The organism is Candidatus Chlorohelix sp., from assembly GCF_037138995.1.
Lineage (GTDB): Bacteria > Chloroflexota > Chloroflexia > Chloroheliales > Chloroheliaceae > Chlorohelix.
Map to the genome: position 1 here is coordinate 41,825 of NZ_JBAXHI010000027.1, position 15,290 is coordinate 57,114.

The 15,290-nt window shown below is 46.1% G+C and carries 17 protein-coding genes and 1 other annotated feature; of the genes, 14 read left to right on the forward strand and 3 right to left on the reverse strand.

The window, feature by feature from the left end; translation table 11 throughout:
- Nucleotides 1-6: 6 nt before the first annotated feature.
- From WCK19_RS12700 to aroF, 4 genes are all read left to right on the forward strand, one after another.
- Nucleotides 7-405 carry a DUF4267 domain-containing protein gene (locus WCK19_RS12700; RefSeq protein WP_342397758.1) on the forward strand — a complete coding sequence of 133 codons (399 nt, stop codon included), beginning with the start codon at nucleotides 7-9 and terminating at the stop codon, nucleotides 403-405.
- Complete coding sequence (gene trpA / locus WCK19_RS12705) at nucleotides 405-1,199, forward strand: tryptophan synthase subunit alpha (protein WP_342397759.1); 795 nt, start codon at nucleotides 405-407, stop codon at nucleotides 1,197-1,199. The genes WCK19_RS12700 and trpA overlap by 1 nt, the downstream gene beginning before the upstream one ends.
- Before the next feature lie 76 nt (nucleotides 1,200-1,275).
- Entirely contained in the window at nucleotides 1,276-2,067 is a 792-nt protein-coding gene (map, locus tag WCK19_RS12710) for a type I methionyl aminopeptidase (protein WP_342397760.1), read from the forward strand.
- Nucleotides 2,068-2,118: 51 nt separating this feature from the next.
- Nucleotides 2,119-2,400, forward strand: a binding site (T-box leader).
- A 245-nt stretch (nucleotides 2,401-2,645) separates the two neighbouring features.
- Nucleotides 2,646-3,686, forward strand: a complete 1,041-nt coding sequence (aroF, locus tag WCK19_RS12715; protein ID WP_342397761.1) for a 3-deoxy-7-phosphoheptulonate synthase — start codon at nucleotides 2,646-2,648, stop codon at nucleotides 3,684-3,686.
- A gap of 158 nt (nucleotides 3,687-3,844) precedes the next feature.
- Here the strand turns inward: aroF and WCK19_RS12720 are convergent, their stop codons facing one another.
- On the reverse strand, nucleotides 3,845-4,552 hold the full coding sequence (locus tag WCK19_RS12720) for a methyltransferase domain-containing protein (RefSeq protein WP_342397762.1): 708 nt from the start codon (nucleotides 4,550-4,552) through the stop codon (nucleotides 3,845-3,847).
- A gap of 301 nt (nucleotides 4,553-4,853) precedes the next feature.
- On the opposite strand from WCK19_RS12720, the gene WCK19_RS12725 reads away from it, so the two are divergent.
- From WCK19_RS12725 to WCK19_RS12765, 9 genes are all read left to right on the forward strand, one after another.
- Complete coding sequence (locus WCK19_RS12725) at nucleotides 4,854-6,122, forward strand: tyrosine-type recombinase/integrase (RefSeq protein WP_342397763.1); 1,269 nt, start codon at nucleotides 4,854-4,856, stop codon at nucleotides 6,120-6,122.
- Nucleotides 6,123-6,222: 100 nt separating this feature from the next.
- A complete protein-coding gene (locus WCK19_RS12730; protein WP_342397764.1) occupies nucleotides 6,223-6,678 on the forward strand; it encodes a GatB/YqeY domain-containing protein in 456 nt (151 codons plus the stop codon).
- 41 nt (nucleotides 6,679-6,719) lie between these two features.
- On the forward strand, nucleotides 6,720-7,307 hold the full coding sequence (locus tag WCK19_RS12735) for a hypothetical protein (RefSeq protein WP_342397765.1): 588 nt from the start codon (nucleotides 6,720-6,722) through the stop codon (nucleotides 7,305-7,307).
- Between the two features lie 34 nt (nucleotides 7,308-7,341).
- The gene (locus WCK19_RS12740) at nucleotides 7,342-8,154 is read left to right on the forward strand and encodes a mechanosensitive ion channel domain-containing protein (protein ID WP_342397766.1); all 813 of its coding nucleotides are present in this window, start codon (nucleotides 7,342-7,344) and stop codon (nucleotides 8,152-8,154) included.
- A 14-nt stretch (nucleotides 8,155-8,168) separates the two neighbouring features.
- Nucleotides 8,169-8,783 (forward strand): nicotinate-nucleotide adenylyltransferase, encoded by a 615-nt coding sequence (nadD, locus tag WCK19_RS12745; RefSeq protein WP_342397767.1) that lies wholly within the window; start codon nucleotides 8,169-8,171, stop codon nucleotides 8,781-8,783.
- Between the two features lie 11 nt (nucleotides 8,784-8,794).
- Complete coding sequence (locus tag WCK19_RS12750; protein WP_342397768.1) at nucleotides 8,795-10,195, forward strand: PQQ-dependent sugar dehydrogenase; 1,401 nt, start codon at nucleotides 8,795-8,797, stop codon at nucleotides 10,193-10,195.
- Nucleotides 10,196-10,217: 22 nt separating this feature from the next.
- The gene (locus WCK19_RS12755; protein ID WP_342397769.1) at nucleotides 10,218-10,955 is read left to right on the forward strand and encodes an HAD family hydrolase; all 738 of its coding nucleotides are present in this window, start codon (nucleotides 10,218-10,220) and stop codon (nucleotides 10,953-10,955) included.
- Between the two features lie 94 nt (nucleotides 10,956-11,049).
- The gene (locus tag WCK19_RS12760) at nucleotides 11,050-12,243 is read left to right on the forward strand and encodes an acetyl-CoA C-acetyltransferase (RefSeq protein ID WP_342397770.1); all 1,194 of its coding nucleotides are present in this window, start codon (nucleotides 11,050-11,052) and stop codon (nucleotides 12,241-12,243) included.
- An 84-nt stretch (nucleotides 12,244-12,327) separates the two neighbouring features.
- On the forward strand, nucleotides 12,328-12,852 hold the full coding sequence (locus tag WCK19_RS12765) for a mismatch-specific DNA-glycosylase (protein ID WP_342397771.1): 525 nt from the start codon (nucleotides 12,328-12,330) through the stop codon (nucleotides 12,850-12,852).
- Between the two features lie 37 nt (nucleotides 12,853-12,889).
- On the opposite strand, the gene folE2 is transcribed toward WCK19_RS12765, so the two are convergent.
- Together folE2 and WCK19_RS12775 are read right to left on the reverse strand one after the other, a co-directional pair.
- Nucleotides 12,890-13,702: a GTP cyclohydrolase FolE2 gene (gene folE2 / locus WCK19_RS12770; protein WP_342397772.1), complete on the reverse strand. Its 813-nt coding sequence runs from the start codon at nucleotides 13,700-13,702 to the stop codon at nucleotides 12,890-12,892.
- A gap of 313 nt (nucleotides 13,703-14,015) precedes the next feature.
- Nucleotides 14,016-14,507, reverse strand: a complete 492-nt coding sequence (locus WCK19_RS12775) for a hypothetical protein (RefSeq protein ID WP_342397773.1) — start codon at nucleotides 14,505-14,507, stop codon at nucleotides 14,016-14,018.
- A gap of 419 nt (nucleotides 14,508-14,926) precedes the next feature.
- Between WCK19_RS12775 and WCK19_RS12780 the strand changes: the two genes are divergently transcribed.
- Nucleotides 14,927-15,290 (forward strand): zinc ribbon domain-containing protein (locus WCK19_RS12780; RefSeq protein WP_342397774.1); only part of this gene is annotated, 364 nt, incomplete at its 3' end.

Consider the following 15,290-nt stretch of genomic DNA (forward strand, 5'->3'; position numbering starts at 1 on the left):
GAAGTTATGAAAAAAACAATCGCTTCATTATTAGGGTTGGCAACCCTCGGCGTTGGTATAACCGGAATCGTTTCACCGAAATTTTTAAGCAAGCTGATGGGCGTAAAAGCTCCAGAAGCTAGTCACTTTTTGCTTCGTGCCATAGGTGTTCGAGATGTGGCATTTGGTCTTGGGATTTTGGCGCATCGCAACAAACCGCGTGAGGCGGCATTTTGGGTTTATTCTATAGGCGCGGTAGTTGCATCAGATGGTATAGGCAGATTACCGGGCGTGAAAAATGAAGGAGTCCGCGCCGAGGTTTACCAAGCGGCGGGCGTTGCAACAGTTTGTTTCATTACCGGATTTTTGCTCTCCAGCTCAGTAATCGAAAAAGAAGAAACCCCGGCTCAAGTGGGTGGGAAATAATGAGCAGGATAGAAGCAGCCTTTGAAAAAATAAAAGCGGAGGGTCGCGGTGCGTGTATCGCCTACGTTACTATAGGTTTCCCGCATCTTGAGGATACTGTGCCACTAGTATTGGCGTTGCTGGAAGCTGGAGCCGATATGGTGGAACTGGGCGTACCTTTCAGCGACCCATTGGCAGATGGTCCGACTATACAGCATGCCAGCCATATTGCGCTTGAAAATGGGGTTACTCGCCAATTTTGTTTTGATGTGGCACGGGAGATTCGCCAGAAAACCGACAAACCCTTGCTTTTTATGGGATATTTTAACCCGATTTTTTCGTATGGTTCTGCCAAATATATTGAAGAATGTGCGGCTGTCGGGATTGATGGCTTGATTGTGCCTGATTTAGCCTTGGAAGAAACGAATGAGTTGTTGGGCTTGTGTCGGGAAAAGCAAATAGACTTGATCCAGTTTATTGCGCCTACCAGTACCGATGAGCGAATCCGAAAAGCGGCAGAGGTTGCCAGCGGCTTTATCTATTGCGTTTCGATTACCGGAGTTACGGGAGCGCGTACAAGTTTGCCTGCCTATCTGCCTGAATATATAAACCGGGTGCGTAGTTTTAGCGACAAACCGCTGGTAATAGGTTTCGGTATCAGTCGTCACGAACATTTTGTTCAGGCTACTGAGTTGGCAGATGGGGCGGTTTGCGCCAGCGCTTTGTTGGATGCTATTGAGAAAGCACCGGAGAGCCAATTGATAGAAACAGGCGCAAACTTTATCAGAAATCTGACCGGGGCGAGCAAAAATTAAGGCTTGCCAAATCTTTTAAAATCAAAATGCCAGAATATTAGTTTGTTTAGTTTTCGAGAGGAAAATTTTTAGAGAGATGGTTATCTGCAAAACGAAAGCCGAAATAGCTGAAATGCGTGAAGCCGGACGCATTGCAGGACATACGCTGGATGTGCTGGAAAAAAATATTCGTCCCGGCATAACCGCTAATGAATTGGATAAAATTGCCGAGGAGACAATCCGCTCGCAGGGTGGTACCCCCACTTTTAAGGGTTACGACCCCGGACAGCGCGGCTATGACCCAAAATTCAGAGGTTACAACGGCTATCCCAGCACGATTTGTATCTCTTTCAATGAAGAAATCGTACATGGTATTCCAAGCAAACGCGCTTTAAAAGAAGGCGATATTATCGGAATTGATATTGGCGCAACTTATAAGGATTGGGTTGGGGATACCGCTCGCACCTTTATGGTTGGAAAAGTATCAGATGAAGCCCGGAAATTGGTAGAAGTAACCGAACAGTCGCTTCATATTGCTATCGAAAAGATGCGGCTTGGTAATTATTTATTTGATATTTCAAATGCTATAGCTGATTACGTGGATAAGTTCGGATACGGCATTGTTCGCGATTATTGTGGTCATGGGGTTGGTCATCGCATGCACGAAGACCCAAATGTGCCGCATAACCGACAACAAACCCGTGGAATGGCTCTTCGGCGCGGCATGGTGCTGGCGATTGAACCGATGATTAACCTTGGCACTCACCAGACCCGCGTCAAGCCCGATAAATGGACGGTAGTGACCGCCGACGGCTCACTTTCGGCTCACTTTGAACATACGATAGCGATTACCGATGGCGACCCTATAGTCTTAACGTTACCAGAATAGTATTGACAACGGCTATGCTATCATGCCATAATCTTCCACAATCAAATAAGGTTATTGACGGTGAAAGAGACCTAGTAGCACAGCCCGGTAACTTTCAGAGAGCGGTTGATGGGTGCGAAACCGCAGCACTGGTTGTAAGCGAATTACCCTCTGGAGTCGATGATGCAAAGCGGTCAAATGCCGCAAGTAATTTCATCCGGGTGCGCCCGTTACAGCGACGGGCTATTCAACCCACTTTTCAGAGCGGGGGCGTAGCTGTCAAGGTTGTGGCAGAAATGTTACAGCAAAGTAAGGTGGTACCACGAGATGGTTTTGAGGCTTCTCGTCCTTACACTGCAAGCTCAAGGGAGCAAGGCGCAGTGACAGCTAAGGGGCGAGGGTTTTTTTATTTCCCGGTAAATTTACCCCATCACTGCATAAAATTCCCCGAACGCTGGCGTGGTTGGCGTTACTAAACCCGCCGAACCAGATTGTTTTGTTTTTTTCATGCTTAAAACGTTTATAATCTTTAACAACATACGTTGTTAGCCTAGATGAAGGCAGATTGCATCACCTAGGGCAAGAAAGGAAAGCTTTCGATGATTGTAGTGATGAAAACCGGTACCCCTGAACATGAAGTCCAAGAAATTATTAAGCGTATAGAGGAACAGGGCTTGATTGCACATCCCATTTTTGGCGCTGAACGTACCGTTGTTGGTGTAGTCGGCTCGTCTTTCAGACAGGATTTAGCCGATATGTTAAGTTCGGTAGAAGCGGTGGAATCGGTAATACCTGTTAGCAAAAAATACAAGCTCGCCAGCCGTGAATTTCATCCGGTTTCAACTACCTTTAAGGTGGGTGATGTCGAAATCGGTGGCGATGCAGTGGTGGTGATGGCAGGACCTTGCTCGGTGGAGAACGAGGAGCAAATTATTACCACTGCTCGCGCCGTTAAAGCGGCGGGCGCTCGTATTTTGCGTGGCGGAGCATTCAAGCCTCGTACCTCTCCTTACCAATTCCGAGGAATGGGAGAAGATGGGCTGAAATTGCTGGCAGCCGCCCGCGCCGAGACCGGGCTTCCGGTTATTACCGAAGTGCTAACTCCGGCAGATGTTGAGTTGGTAGCGCAATATGCCGATATTTTGCAAATCGGCGCACGCAATATGCAAAACTTTTTGCTATTGGAGGAATGTGGTCGTAGCAATAAGCCTGTGTTGCTCAAGCGCGGCATTAGCGCAACTATCGAAGAATGGTTGTTGGCGGCGGAATACATCCTTAACGCGGGCAATAAAGAAGTAATGCTTTGTGAGCGTGGCATTCGGGGCTACGATACAATGACCCGCAATATCTTTGACTTAAGCGCCGTACCGTTGGTGAAGAAGTTGAGCCACCTGCCGGTAATCGCCGACCCTAGCCATGCTACCGGCAAATGGTATTTGGTAGAACCGATGGCGATGGCATCAATAGCTTGTGGCGCTGATGGCTTAATCATTGAAGTGCATCCAAACCCTGACCACGCTCTCAGCGATGGTCCCCAATCGCTTACTCTGGAGAATTTTGCGAAACTTATGCCCAAAGTGGATAGAATTGCCGCAGCCACCGAAAGATATGTTCTTCCTCGACTTTCGCAAGCAAGATAATTATTTAGAGTTGGAATTATAAAAGCAGGGGCGATAAAAGCCCCTCTTTTTAGTTGCGTTGCGTTCTAAATTTTGTGGGCAGCTTTGGTATAACGCTCGGATATGCACTGCAATAGGTGGGATTGCTTTCAGTATTCTGATAGCTCAAATTCAAGCGGCTATAGTTGCGCCCATCCCATCACAAATAGTTCACGGGTAGTCAAGCGGGCGCTGGCTTTACCTACACCCGCTACTTCTTCTAGCAGCAATTTTAAACGCTCTGGGCTATAGCGAATTTTGAGTATTCCTCTAACACGCCCATCCTTGAATTCGTGTTGCTGCATCTCCTCCTCCGATTGGTTGGGAAACGGCGCAGACTCAAGCACAAGGATATGACCACCCGTACGCAAAACTCTTTTAACTTCTTGCAAAAACTCTGCTGTTCTATCGTTTGGAACATGCCCAAGCCAAAAGCTCAGCAAAACGCCATCAAAACTGTGACTGTCAAAAGGGAGTTGGTAAGCATCCCCCTGTAGCAAGCTAACCCCATTAACCAATTCCAGTTCCAAAAGCCTAGAATGCGCCATTTCTAGCATTGCGCTCGACCAATCTAAAGCTACAATATGTGCGTCAGAAGGTAACGTACGGGCGAGATGCGAAAACCACCAACCCGTGCCGCAGGCAAGGTCAAGAGCGCGTATTCCGCTAGTATGCGGCAAACTCGCGGCGAAATAGGTCACTTCTCTGCTGAGTTCGTGAACTTGCGCCAGAAAAATGGCGTTGGAAGAAGGCTCGTAAAATTTGCCATGCCGAGTCCAATAATCCTCATATTCGGCGGCGGTTTCATGATAATAGAGGCGCATTGCCTCGTCTAATTGGTCAATCATGCGTTACCTTGCTACCCTTTCTATTTACCCTGAAATTGTACCACAAGGGCATTGGTAGAGGGCTGAGATGATTCAGCGGTTGATTCACTGAATCGATTCATGAATCAATCAGCATGCTGATTCAGGCTGAATTAGAATCAAAACAAACTCACTATACCGCGCAACTGAATGTATATACATTCAGGAGGTAGTAAAATTGACATAAAATTCGTTATAAAAATACCCTTAAACCCCTTTTCTCGTTTTACATAATGTGCTAAAATAACATCAATTAAAAGCCTTGCGTTAAAAGAGGGTGTATATGATGCAGAAAAGGATTGACGAATTCCTTAAGTCTCTTACGGACGAGAAGGACTTTTCTGACAACACTTTAGCGGCATACAGTAACGATTTGACCCAGTTTCGGCAATTTCTTCAGAATGAAATCAACCTAGAGTTAATTGCCGATAACGTGACCCAACTTGATTACCCTTTTGAGTCCAATGGAAGTGGCGCAAAACGCTCAAATGCGCGGAAGCGGCATACTGCTGAGCCTTCCAACGGAACCAATGGGCATTATGTTCATATGGCTGAACCGGTTAAGCTAATTAATGGTCGGCATTATGATAGTGATTATGGTTCGGAACTGGAAATTGCTGCTGAAGATAAAGTTGTCGCAGGTGGGGTTCAGGGACGTAAGCTAGGAATATCCGAAAGAAACAAAGCTCTTACCGACTGGCATGAAATCGGTAAAGAGGATATTATGGATTACATTATGTTTCTTAAGGAACGCGCCTATGCTACTTCTACTGTAGCACGCAAAATTGCAGCTATCAAGTCCTTCTTTCATTATCTGGCAGCTCATGGAGTGGTTGATTTTGACGCAACCGAACACCTTGATTCGCCTAAAGTTAACAAATACCTGCCAAAAGCTATTTCGGTAAACGAAATCCATCTTTTGTTAGAGCAGCCTGATAAGCACCAAACCCCTGAGGCAGTGCGTGATAAAGCGATGCTTGGGTTGTTGTATGCTACCGGGATGCGTGTTACCGAATTGGTTTCATTAGATTTGGAAGATGTTGATTTGGCAGGTGGCAAGGTTAAGTGTTTGGGTAAATCTAATAAATCGCGCATGATTCCAATTCCTGAGGAACAACACCTTAGCCTTGTAGCGTATTTAAATGTGGTACGTCCTCATTTGGTGGGTACGAATAACGAAATTGCCATTTTTGTTAATCATCGCGGCAAAAGGTTGACTCGTCAGGGCTTCTGGCTAATTTTGAAAGCCTATGCCAATCAAGCCGGAATTTCAGATATTACTCCTCATACTTTGCGGCATAGCTTCGCCGCTCATATGCTGGGAGACGGTGAGAATCTTAGAAGGGTACAGGAATTACTGGGGCATGCTAGCATCAGTACCACCCAGATTTATACCCAGCTTAATGCACAAACGCGCCATTCTGACCCCAACCGGGTTATTAGCATCGGCGGTAAGGAAGTGGCTATTAACGCAGGGGATGAGACTCCCACAACTCCTCCCAAACGAGGTAGGGGGAGACGCAAGGCAGTAATTGCCGCAACCGGAAGTTAGCCTCTGACCAATTTCCCATTGGACTGGGAAATCAAAATGGTATAATGAAATCCGGTTCAGGTGAGCCGGATTTTTTAATTTCTAAGGAGAGATGCTAACAATGGGTTTGAAAGAACAATTACAAGCGGATATGGTTGCTGCGATGAAAGGTGGCGACAAAGCTCGTACCGATGCTGTGCGTTTGATAAAGGCGGCAATTCAGCGTTTTGAGCTTGACCACACCGACTCAAAAAGCCCGCTCTACGGCAAGCCAATTACGGAAGATGATTATCTTGGAGTAGTAGCTAAGGAAATCAAACAGCGGCGAGAGTCGATTGAGCAGTTCCGAAAGGGCAATCGCGAGGATTTGGCAGAGAAGGAAGAGGCTGAAATACGAATCTTTGAAGTATATTTGCCTCTTCAACTTACGCGGGATGAAATTGTTCAGCTTGTAAGCTCTATAATTGAGCGGGAAGGCAAAGAATTCAAGAAAGTGATGCCTTTAGCGGCGAAAGAATTTAAAGGCAAAGCGGATGGAAAACTGGTAAGTGAGGTTGTACGCGAACTAACCAGCTAAAAGCCCGGCAACTGCTTCTGGGCAGTTTCGAGGAGGCGCTTATGGAACGTCTGCGAAAACTAATATTGGTGTTAGTGGTGTCGGTTACTTTTCTTTTGAGTGCTTGCGATGATGCGCCTGAACAAGGTAATAAAAGCCAGTATGTGCAGGATGCTATCAATGCAGTCAACGGCGGAACGCCTATACCTGTCCCAACCGTTGACCCGCAACAAATAATAAATCTGCAATTGTTTTTGGGACAGGTGGATTATTCTCGTCAGAAAGACCCACCCCCAAAGGTGGTACTATTCGTTCTAAATACTGGCAGAACTACTATTTACATCAGTTCTTGTGAAGGCACGATTTTACAGCGCAATGAAAATTCTACTTGGATAAATATTGCTGCGGCGCGTCCATGCGGAACCAAGCCCCAACCGCTTGAACTTAAACCCGGTCTTGAATATAATCTATCATTCGAGTTTCTGAAAGCGAGTCCTTATAAGGGTCAGAGTTTTTATGTGGATGGGAAATACCGTTTGGTGGTGAATTATGCCATTGCTTGCCCGCTTGCCAATGCGGATTACTCGCAATGTATAAATCGTAATTGGGTCGCTTCGTCCGAATTTGATTTGCTTCAAATGCCTAAATAAAGCTTACTAATCAAGGAGAACAAGGAAAAAGCCGGTGGGCGAAATCTGGGATGAATTGGTAAAGTATTTTACAACTGGAAAATCGGGCAACTCGCTGGTGGACATCCTGCTGTCAATATTTGTATTTTTGTTTTGGTTGCTCTTGTTATTGTGGCTTGGTCATATCTCTCGACGCGCCCTTCAGAAATTTGCCGTCCGCAATAGCCGCAACCCTAATCTGGGAGTGCTGCTTGGCAATATAGCCTACATGTCGTTCCTTACGCTCGCACTCCTATTAGCTATAACTTTTCTGACTGGTGCTTCAATCAATAATATATTTACCTTTCTGGGCTTTGTCGGCGCCGGACTTGGCATTGCCCTTCGTGATGTAATATTAAGTATTATTGCGGGAATCTGGATATTGTTGGAAAAGCCTTTCAAAATTGGAGATATTATCAAGGTAAAAGAGGTGGAAGGGCGCGTAACCGGCATTCATATTCGCACCACTCATTTGAGGACTCTAACCGATATACCACTGATAATTCCTAACTTCATTCTTTTTTCAGAAATTGTCACCAATCAATCTGATGGGGATAAAAAGCAGGTAATCTTGCGCCTTATGTTGCCCGCTACTATTTCCTATGAGGATTTAAGGGCGCAAGTTAAAGAAGCAGTTCAAAAACTTGAAAAAGTGGATGAGTTCAGTCGTGGTGAACCTGCACTCTATCTAGAAAGAATCCGGGGTGATAGGATGCTGATTAGAATTGAACTTCCGGTTTCCTATACCACCGACCAACAATTTGGTACGCTGGCTGGCTATGCAATCAGACTACTTTTGCCGGAAGCGGAAATACTTTCAATTGAATAGAGAGGCAGAGATTATTGCAGCGTATCGGCATAATTGGCGGCACTTTTGACCCGATTCATACCGGGCATTTGATTATAGCGCAGGAAGTCGCTTGGCGGCTTGGTTTAGATAAGGTCTTATTTGTTCCGGCGGGTAATCCGCCCCATAAACGCAACCAACTGGTCACTGAGGCGTATCATCGCCTTGAAATGGTACGGCTGGCTATAGAAGGAAATTCGCTCTTTGAGCTTTCAATGGTGGATGCTGTCCGGGTTGGTTATTCTTATACTGCTGATATGCTGGAAGAACTTAGCCTTGAATTCAAAGACTCCGAGTTATACTTTATAATCGGTGCGGATGCTGCTTCCGAACTGGTAAATTGGCATAAACCGGAAAAAGTGCTTGAACTGGCTCAGCTCGCGGTGGTGAGTCGTCCCGGCTATAACCTTAATCTCGATGATTTAAAAGAGCGATTTCCTGAAATTCAAAGCCGCATGGTGTTGCTTGACTCTGCTATGATACAATTGGCAGCAAACCAGATTCGCCAGTATGTGCAGAAAGGTGAGTCGATTCGTTATCTTGTTCCGCCTTCGGTAGAAGCCTATATTTATAGGGAGCGGCTTTACTCTTCGCCTGAAAGTTCAAAATAAAGAGGTCTAATGTGATTTCAAATAGATTTAAGCCTTTGGCATTAATTTTGGCACTATTTGCTATCATTAATTTACTGGTAGCATGCGGCAGCGAAGCCTCTGCTACCCTTACTCCCGCTCTTACTACGCTTGCCACTACTAATATTTCTAACACGACTACGGCGCTTCAAACCGCTGCTACTATTGCTACGACTGCTATCACGCCAACCACCGCCGCTATAATCGCTTCTACGGTAGCGACAAGCCCAAAGCCAACTCCAACAATCGGAAATGTTTATCCTTCGGGACCTGCTCCAACTGCGGCTATGCCTGCGGGTGGTTTAGTGTCTGTGCAGTTGCAGATACCAGAGCAATTACGCAAGCGCAGTTTTACTGTCTCCCACACCTTGAATTTACCCGCCGGGTTTTCTGCTTCACTTTACGCCTTGCTGGATGAAGGGGTGCGCTTTATGACCCTCAGCCCGGATGGGGTAGTGTTTGTTAGCGAAATGGGTAGCGGTCAGGTAGCGCTACTAAAGGATACCAACGGGGTGGCAGAGCGGGTCAGTTTCACGGATGGGTTGGATGCGCCGCATGGTCTGGCATTTCATACCAGCAATGGTATTACCTACTTATACGTGGCGGAAATGACTCGTGTGGTGCGGTTCGCTTACCAACCCGGTCAACAACGCGCCGACAAAAAAGAAACCATCGTTACCGGAATACCGGGTGGCGGCAATCATCGCACACGCACGGTTGTATTTGGCAAGGATGGCAAGATGTATCTTTCAGTTGGTAGCAGTTGCAACGTGTGCGAGGAGTCTGACCCACGGCGCGGTTCGGTACTACAATTTAACGATGATGGCACTAACGGGCGCATATTTTCCACCGGACTACGCAACGGGGTAGGTCTGGTGGTGAACCCGTTTACAGGCGAACTCTGGGAAACTGAAAACGGTCGCGATATTATCGGGGATAATATACCACCCGAAGAAATAAATATCTTGGTAGATGGCGGAAATTATGGCTGGCCCTACTGTTATAGTAATGGTGTGTGGGATAGCAACTTTGGTAAGCGCGATCAGGCGTTTTGCAATACCACCACTAAGCCTGTTTTGCCAATGCAGGCGCACAGCGCACCGCTTGGTATTGATATTTACACCGGAAAACAATTCCCGTCAGAATATGTGGGCGATGCCTTTGTAGGCTTTCACGGTTCGTGGAATCGTAACGAAAAGACGGGCTATAAAGTAGTGCGCTTGCGGGTTAAAGATGGTCGCCCGGTAAGCTACGAAGATTTTGCAACGGGTTGGCTGGTAAATGGTCAAATCTGGGGTCGCCCGGTAATGCCAATGATGACGGCAGACGGTAGCCTTTTGGTAAGCGATGACTTGGCAAATGCAGTTTACAGGATTTCCTATACGGGGCGATAGTTAAAGTCAAGGAGGGGTGAGAGTGGCGATTAGAGCGGTGTTATTAGATTTGGGCGACACTCTGATAAGCGGCAATATCACTAGCGGTGATACCGAAACGGTCTGGGAGGAAGTTTATTGTACCCTGATAAATCCTTCTCAAACTTCCTCCCTGCCTTCGTTCCTAAACCTGAGAGCTGCCATTAAAGAGCATGTTTATAACAAAATGGAGCAAGTCTGGAAGTATAAAATCGAAAGAGAGCAAGATGCACTGGAAATGTACAGCATTGCTTTTGCGGCGACAGGTTTTGAGGTAGATACTTGCTTTATTCATAGGGTGCTAGAGTTGGAACACAAATTGCTATATCGGCATTTGGTTCGAGTAGGTCCCACCGTTTTTCCCACGCTTCAACACTTGCGAGAGCGCGGCTATCTGCTAGGCTTATGCTCTAATTTCTGTAACCTTACCGAAGTGGTATATGAAAGCCTACGGGAAGTAAAGCTACTGGAACAATTTGACCAGCTTGCTGTTTCATGCGAAGTGGGTTGGCGCAAACCCTCGCCTCGTATTTATGCCGCTATTTGCGAAAGACTGGCGGTAACGCCGGAGGAGTGTCTGTTCGTGGGCGACAGGCTTATTGAGGATGTAAAAGGCCCACAAGAATATGGTATGCGGGCTATCCTAACGCATGAGTTCAGACAGGAAGAGCCTACCCCTGAGATACTGCCCTTTGCCGTGATTACTCGACTGGATCAACTTCTTGAGCATGTTGAGGAATGACAGCTTTTACCGCGTTTGTTATAATAAAATTATTATACTGGACGTTAAGAAGTAGTGTACCCTTATCTAAGAATATAAAAGGAGTTTGAGAAAGATGGCTCAGAACAAGAACGATGCGGTTATAGTAAGCGGGGTGCGTACCCCACTTGGCAAGTTTGGCGGTACTTTGGCAGATACACCTGCTAGTAAGTTGGGCGCTATTGTGATTTCAGAGGCGTTGCGCCGCGCTGACATCAAGCCGGACCAGATTAGCGAAGTAATAATGGGAAACGTTTTGCAAGCCGGTCAGGGCATGAATCCGGCTCGTCAGGCTACCCTGAAAGCAGGCTTGCCTGTAACCATACCTGCTTTGAGCATAAATAAAGTCTGCGGTAGCGGTATGAAAGCGGTTATTTTAGCGGCTCAGGCGGTGCAATTAGGCGATGCCGATATAGTAGTAGCCGGTGGTCTTGAAAATATGAACCAAGCGCCTTACTTGCTGCCCAAAGCTCGCAACGGGTATCGTATGGGTAATGGCGAAATCATTGACTCGATGGTCAATGACGGTTTGTGGGATATATTCGAAAATTACCACATGGGTATCACTGCCGAGAACGTAGCTAAAGAATATGACATTTCTCGCCAAGAACAGGACGAATTTGCCTTACGCAGCCAGCAACGAGCGGCGGCGGCTATCGCGTCGGGTCACTTCAAGGCTGAAATCGTGCCGGTAGAAATCAAGACTAAAAAAGAAACCGTTCAGTTTGATACTGACGAGGGTGTACGCGGCGATACTACTCTTGAAGGTCTTACCAAGCTGAAACCAGCATTTCAAACGAATGGCGGTACTGTAACGGCGGGTAATTCCAGCAGCATAAATGATGGTGCTGCTGCCTTGGTAATAATGAGCCGCGCTAAAGCCGAATCGCTGGGCTTGAAACCGCTGGCGACAATTCGCGGATATGCCAGCGCTGGGGTTGAACCTCGCGTTATGGGCATCGGACCAGTTCCTGCCAGCAAGAAAGCCCTTGAGAAAGCCGGGCTGACCGCTTCCGATATTGAACTGGTAGAAGCCAATGAAGCTTTTGCAGCGCAGGCTTGTGCCGTTGGTAAAGGACTGGGCTTGAACGGTGACATCGTAAACGTTAGCGGTGGTGCGATTGCGTTAGGTCATCCGATTGGAGCGAGCGGCGCACGAATCATTGTCACCTTGCTTTACGGCTTGCAGCGTTTGGGCAAGCGCACCGGTCTTGCCACCCTTTGCATCGGCGGTGGGCAGGGTATCGCGGTGGTGGTTGAGCGCGAATAGCTTTTACCAGAAATGTGAGGGATGCGGGATAATCGTCCCCATCCCTTTTTCTTTTGACCTTCTATTTTTTGAATCTGAAAAATCATGATTTCATCAAGAACAGAACTTTCTGACATTCTCGAACCGGGGGTAAAACTGTTAATAGTGGGCTTTAACCCCTCGCTGGTGTCGTGGGATAAAGGGCATCACTACGCCAACCCCGTCAACAACTTTTACCGCTTGCTGTATCAATCGGGACTGACCCCGCGCTTGCTCAAGCCGGATGAGGACGGCTTGTTACCGCAATACGGTATTGGGCTGACCAATTTCGTACTACATATCCCGTCTGCCAACGAAAGCAAAGTACCCGCTTCCGTATATCGCGCCGGAATTGAAGGGCTGGACGAAAAAGTTAAACGCTATAGCCCCAAACTGATATGCTTTAACGGCATGAAGCTATATTGCTATTATTTCAATAAGAAACTGCCAGGCTTTGGTTTGCAGCAAGATACAGTGGCAGGTAAGCCTCTTTTCGTTACGCCAAGCAGCAGCGGTGCAGCAAATATGTACTTTGCGCGACGGCAAGAGCTATATCGTGAGATGAAAGAATTGCTGGACAGTTATGTGTAATAAAAAAGCCCCCTCAAGAAGCTGAAGGGGCGAAAGATTATTGAGCTTGTGGACGTTTGTCCATCTCGATAAAGGCGTAGGCATTGTGATTGTGAATGCTTTCGTCGTTATCGCTTTCCACTGTGAACCAGTCAATACGGGGGTCATCGAGCAAAACCTGAGTCAAATCACGCACCACATCTTCAACAAATTTGGGGTTTTCATAGGCGCGTTCGGTTACGTACTTCTCGTCCACTCGCTTAATCAGCGAATACACCTCACAACTTCCACTTTGCTCGGCGATACTGATTAGGTCTTCTAACCAGACTAATACGTTAGATCGGATTTTAATGGTCACAAAACTGCGCTGGTTATGTGCGCCATACTCGCTAATTTCTTTCGAGCAAGGGCATAAAGTTGTAACCGGAACTTCAACCATCGTGATAAGGTCGGTGCTACCATCGGGTCCCTGCATTGCTGAGAATCCGCATTTATACTCCAGCAAGCTTTTGATACGGCTGACAGGAGCTTCTTTGGTTAGAAAATAAGGAAAAGCTATCTCAAAATGTGCTTCATCTGCGGTCAGTTTTTCGCGCATAGTGGTGAGAATTGTTTCTATATTGGCTGGCTCGATTTCCCCTTCAAATTGATTAAGAATTGCGACAAAACGACTCAAATGTGTGCCTTTGAATTCTTTAGGGAGGGACACATACATATTGATGTCTCCAACGGTGTGTTGCAAACCGTTGTCGCGTTCTTTCACTGCGATGGGAAATCGAATATCCTTGATACCGACTTTATTGATGGCGATGTTTCTTTTATCAGGTCTGCTCTGAATGTCAGGTAAAACCCGATTATTTATTTGAAGCATGTATTTAGTATCCTTCCTAAAAGCTACTCGGCGCAGGTTGGAACAAAGCCCTGAAACCAACATGCAAACCGCGCAGCCTCATAAAAATAAATTTGCGTGTTTATTCTAGTCCAATCAGTTAGCAACTGCAACGGTTAATAAGCAAACTACCATTTATATATCCTTATTTATAACTTCTTTTAGCAATGATTAGTGCGTTGTGAAGGAATCGGCAAAAGTTTATTTTGAGGGTTTTTATTCATCCAGAAAGGGAAAATAAAAAACCCGGCGATTGTTTAGACCGCCGGCTCAGAAGGAGAGAAATTCATATAATTTAGGAGAGAGTTTCATTTTTGAATTGGTAAACCCCAACCGGGTTTTTAGTCTCTATGTGATGCGTAGCTTTAAGGGCAGCTATAGCCAGTGAGGAAGGAAGCGCCCACGCAATCCCTATCAGTAAGCCCATCTGAGCATAAGCAATGCCACGAGTGAAAATCCCGGTAACAAGTTCTATAAAATCTACGGATGGGGCTGCTTTTACCGCATTATTCAAAATTTGAGCGCCTATCACGCAACTGCTCCATATTCCGAAAGCTGCAATTGCAAAGAAAAGAGGAGCTAACAACAACCATACCACCGGATGAAGGTTATGCTCAAGCGCTTTGCGAGTAAAATATCGGGCTACTAGGGCTGCTACCAGAATAATAAAGAGCGGTGCAATTACATTGTAGTTGAAACTACCCATAAAATACAGGTAAGCTGCGGTTACAACCGCACCAGTTAAGGTGAAAACGCTATTGATTTTTTGATTATTACGACTATTCATATGGTTACCCGTTTCAAGTCCCTGTCCCATTTGTCTTGTGATAACTACGTTACTTTATAATTTATCTACTTAAATAATAACTCCCCAACATTACAATTAGTATGACGTAAATCATAATCTATAAATAATAGGCTGAAAGTACCTATTACTTTTGGGTCTGTTACCTTATTTCTATGATTAATTTTTGCCCTTGCTTCTTTTTGGTGCTGGTCTAAGGGTCTAATACTGCTTTGACCTTCGGATAAGGGTGTCAAGCGCATAAAAGCCAAGCTCAAAGTGTTGGCGAGGGTAGTGAAAAATACTACACCGGATACCTCTGTATTGACCTCTCTAGCAAGTCTTAACCTTGCGCTTGGCGTAGATATGAATTATTATCATTTCCAGACAAACGGTAAGAATCCAAAAGAAACGGATCAAGGATGTTTTGTATTAAATGCGGTAAGGAAAACAGGGAAGGGGCAAAGGTTTGCTACTATTGTGGCGCGTTGCTGGTAAACCAAAAACCACCTGAGCCAACCCCGATTGAGAAGGTTGGGGATCAGGTTTCCAGCGATGAAACTACTTCAACTACTTGTTACAAGTGTGGCAAAGAAAACAGGGAAGGGGCAAAGGTTTGCTACTATTGTGGCGCGTTGTTGGTAAAGCCCAAACCGCCGGAATTGGAAAAGGTAGAAACCCCAGCAGTTCAATATCCAACCGAACCGTCTGCCACATTGCCTATAAACAATAATGCGCCGGGTAACTTCCCGCCCTACTATAACCCAACATCTGGAGGTTATCCCC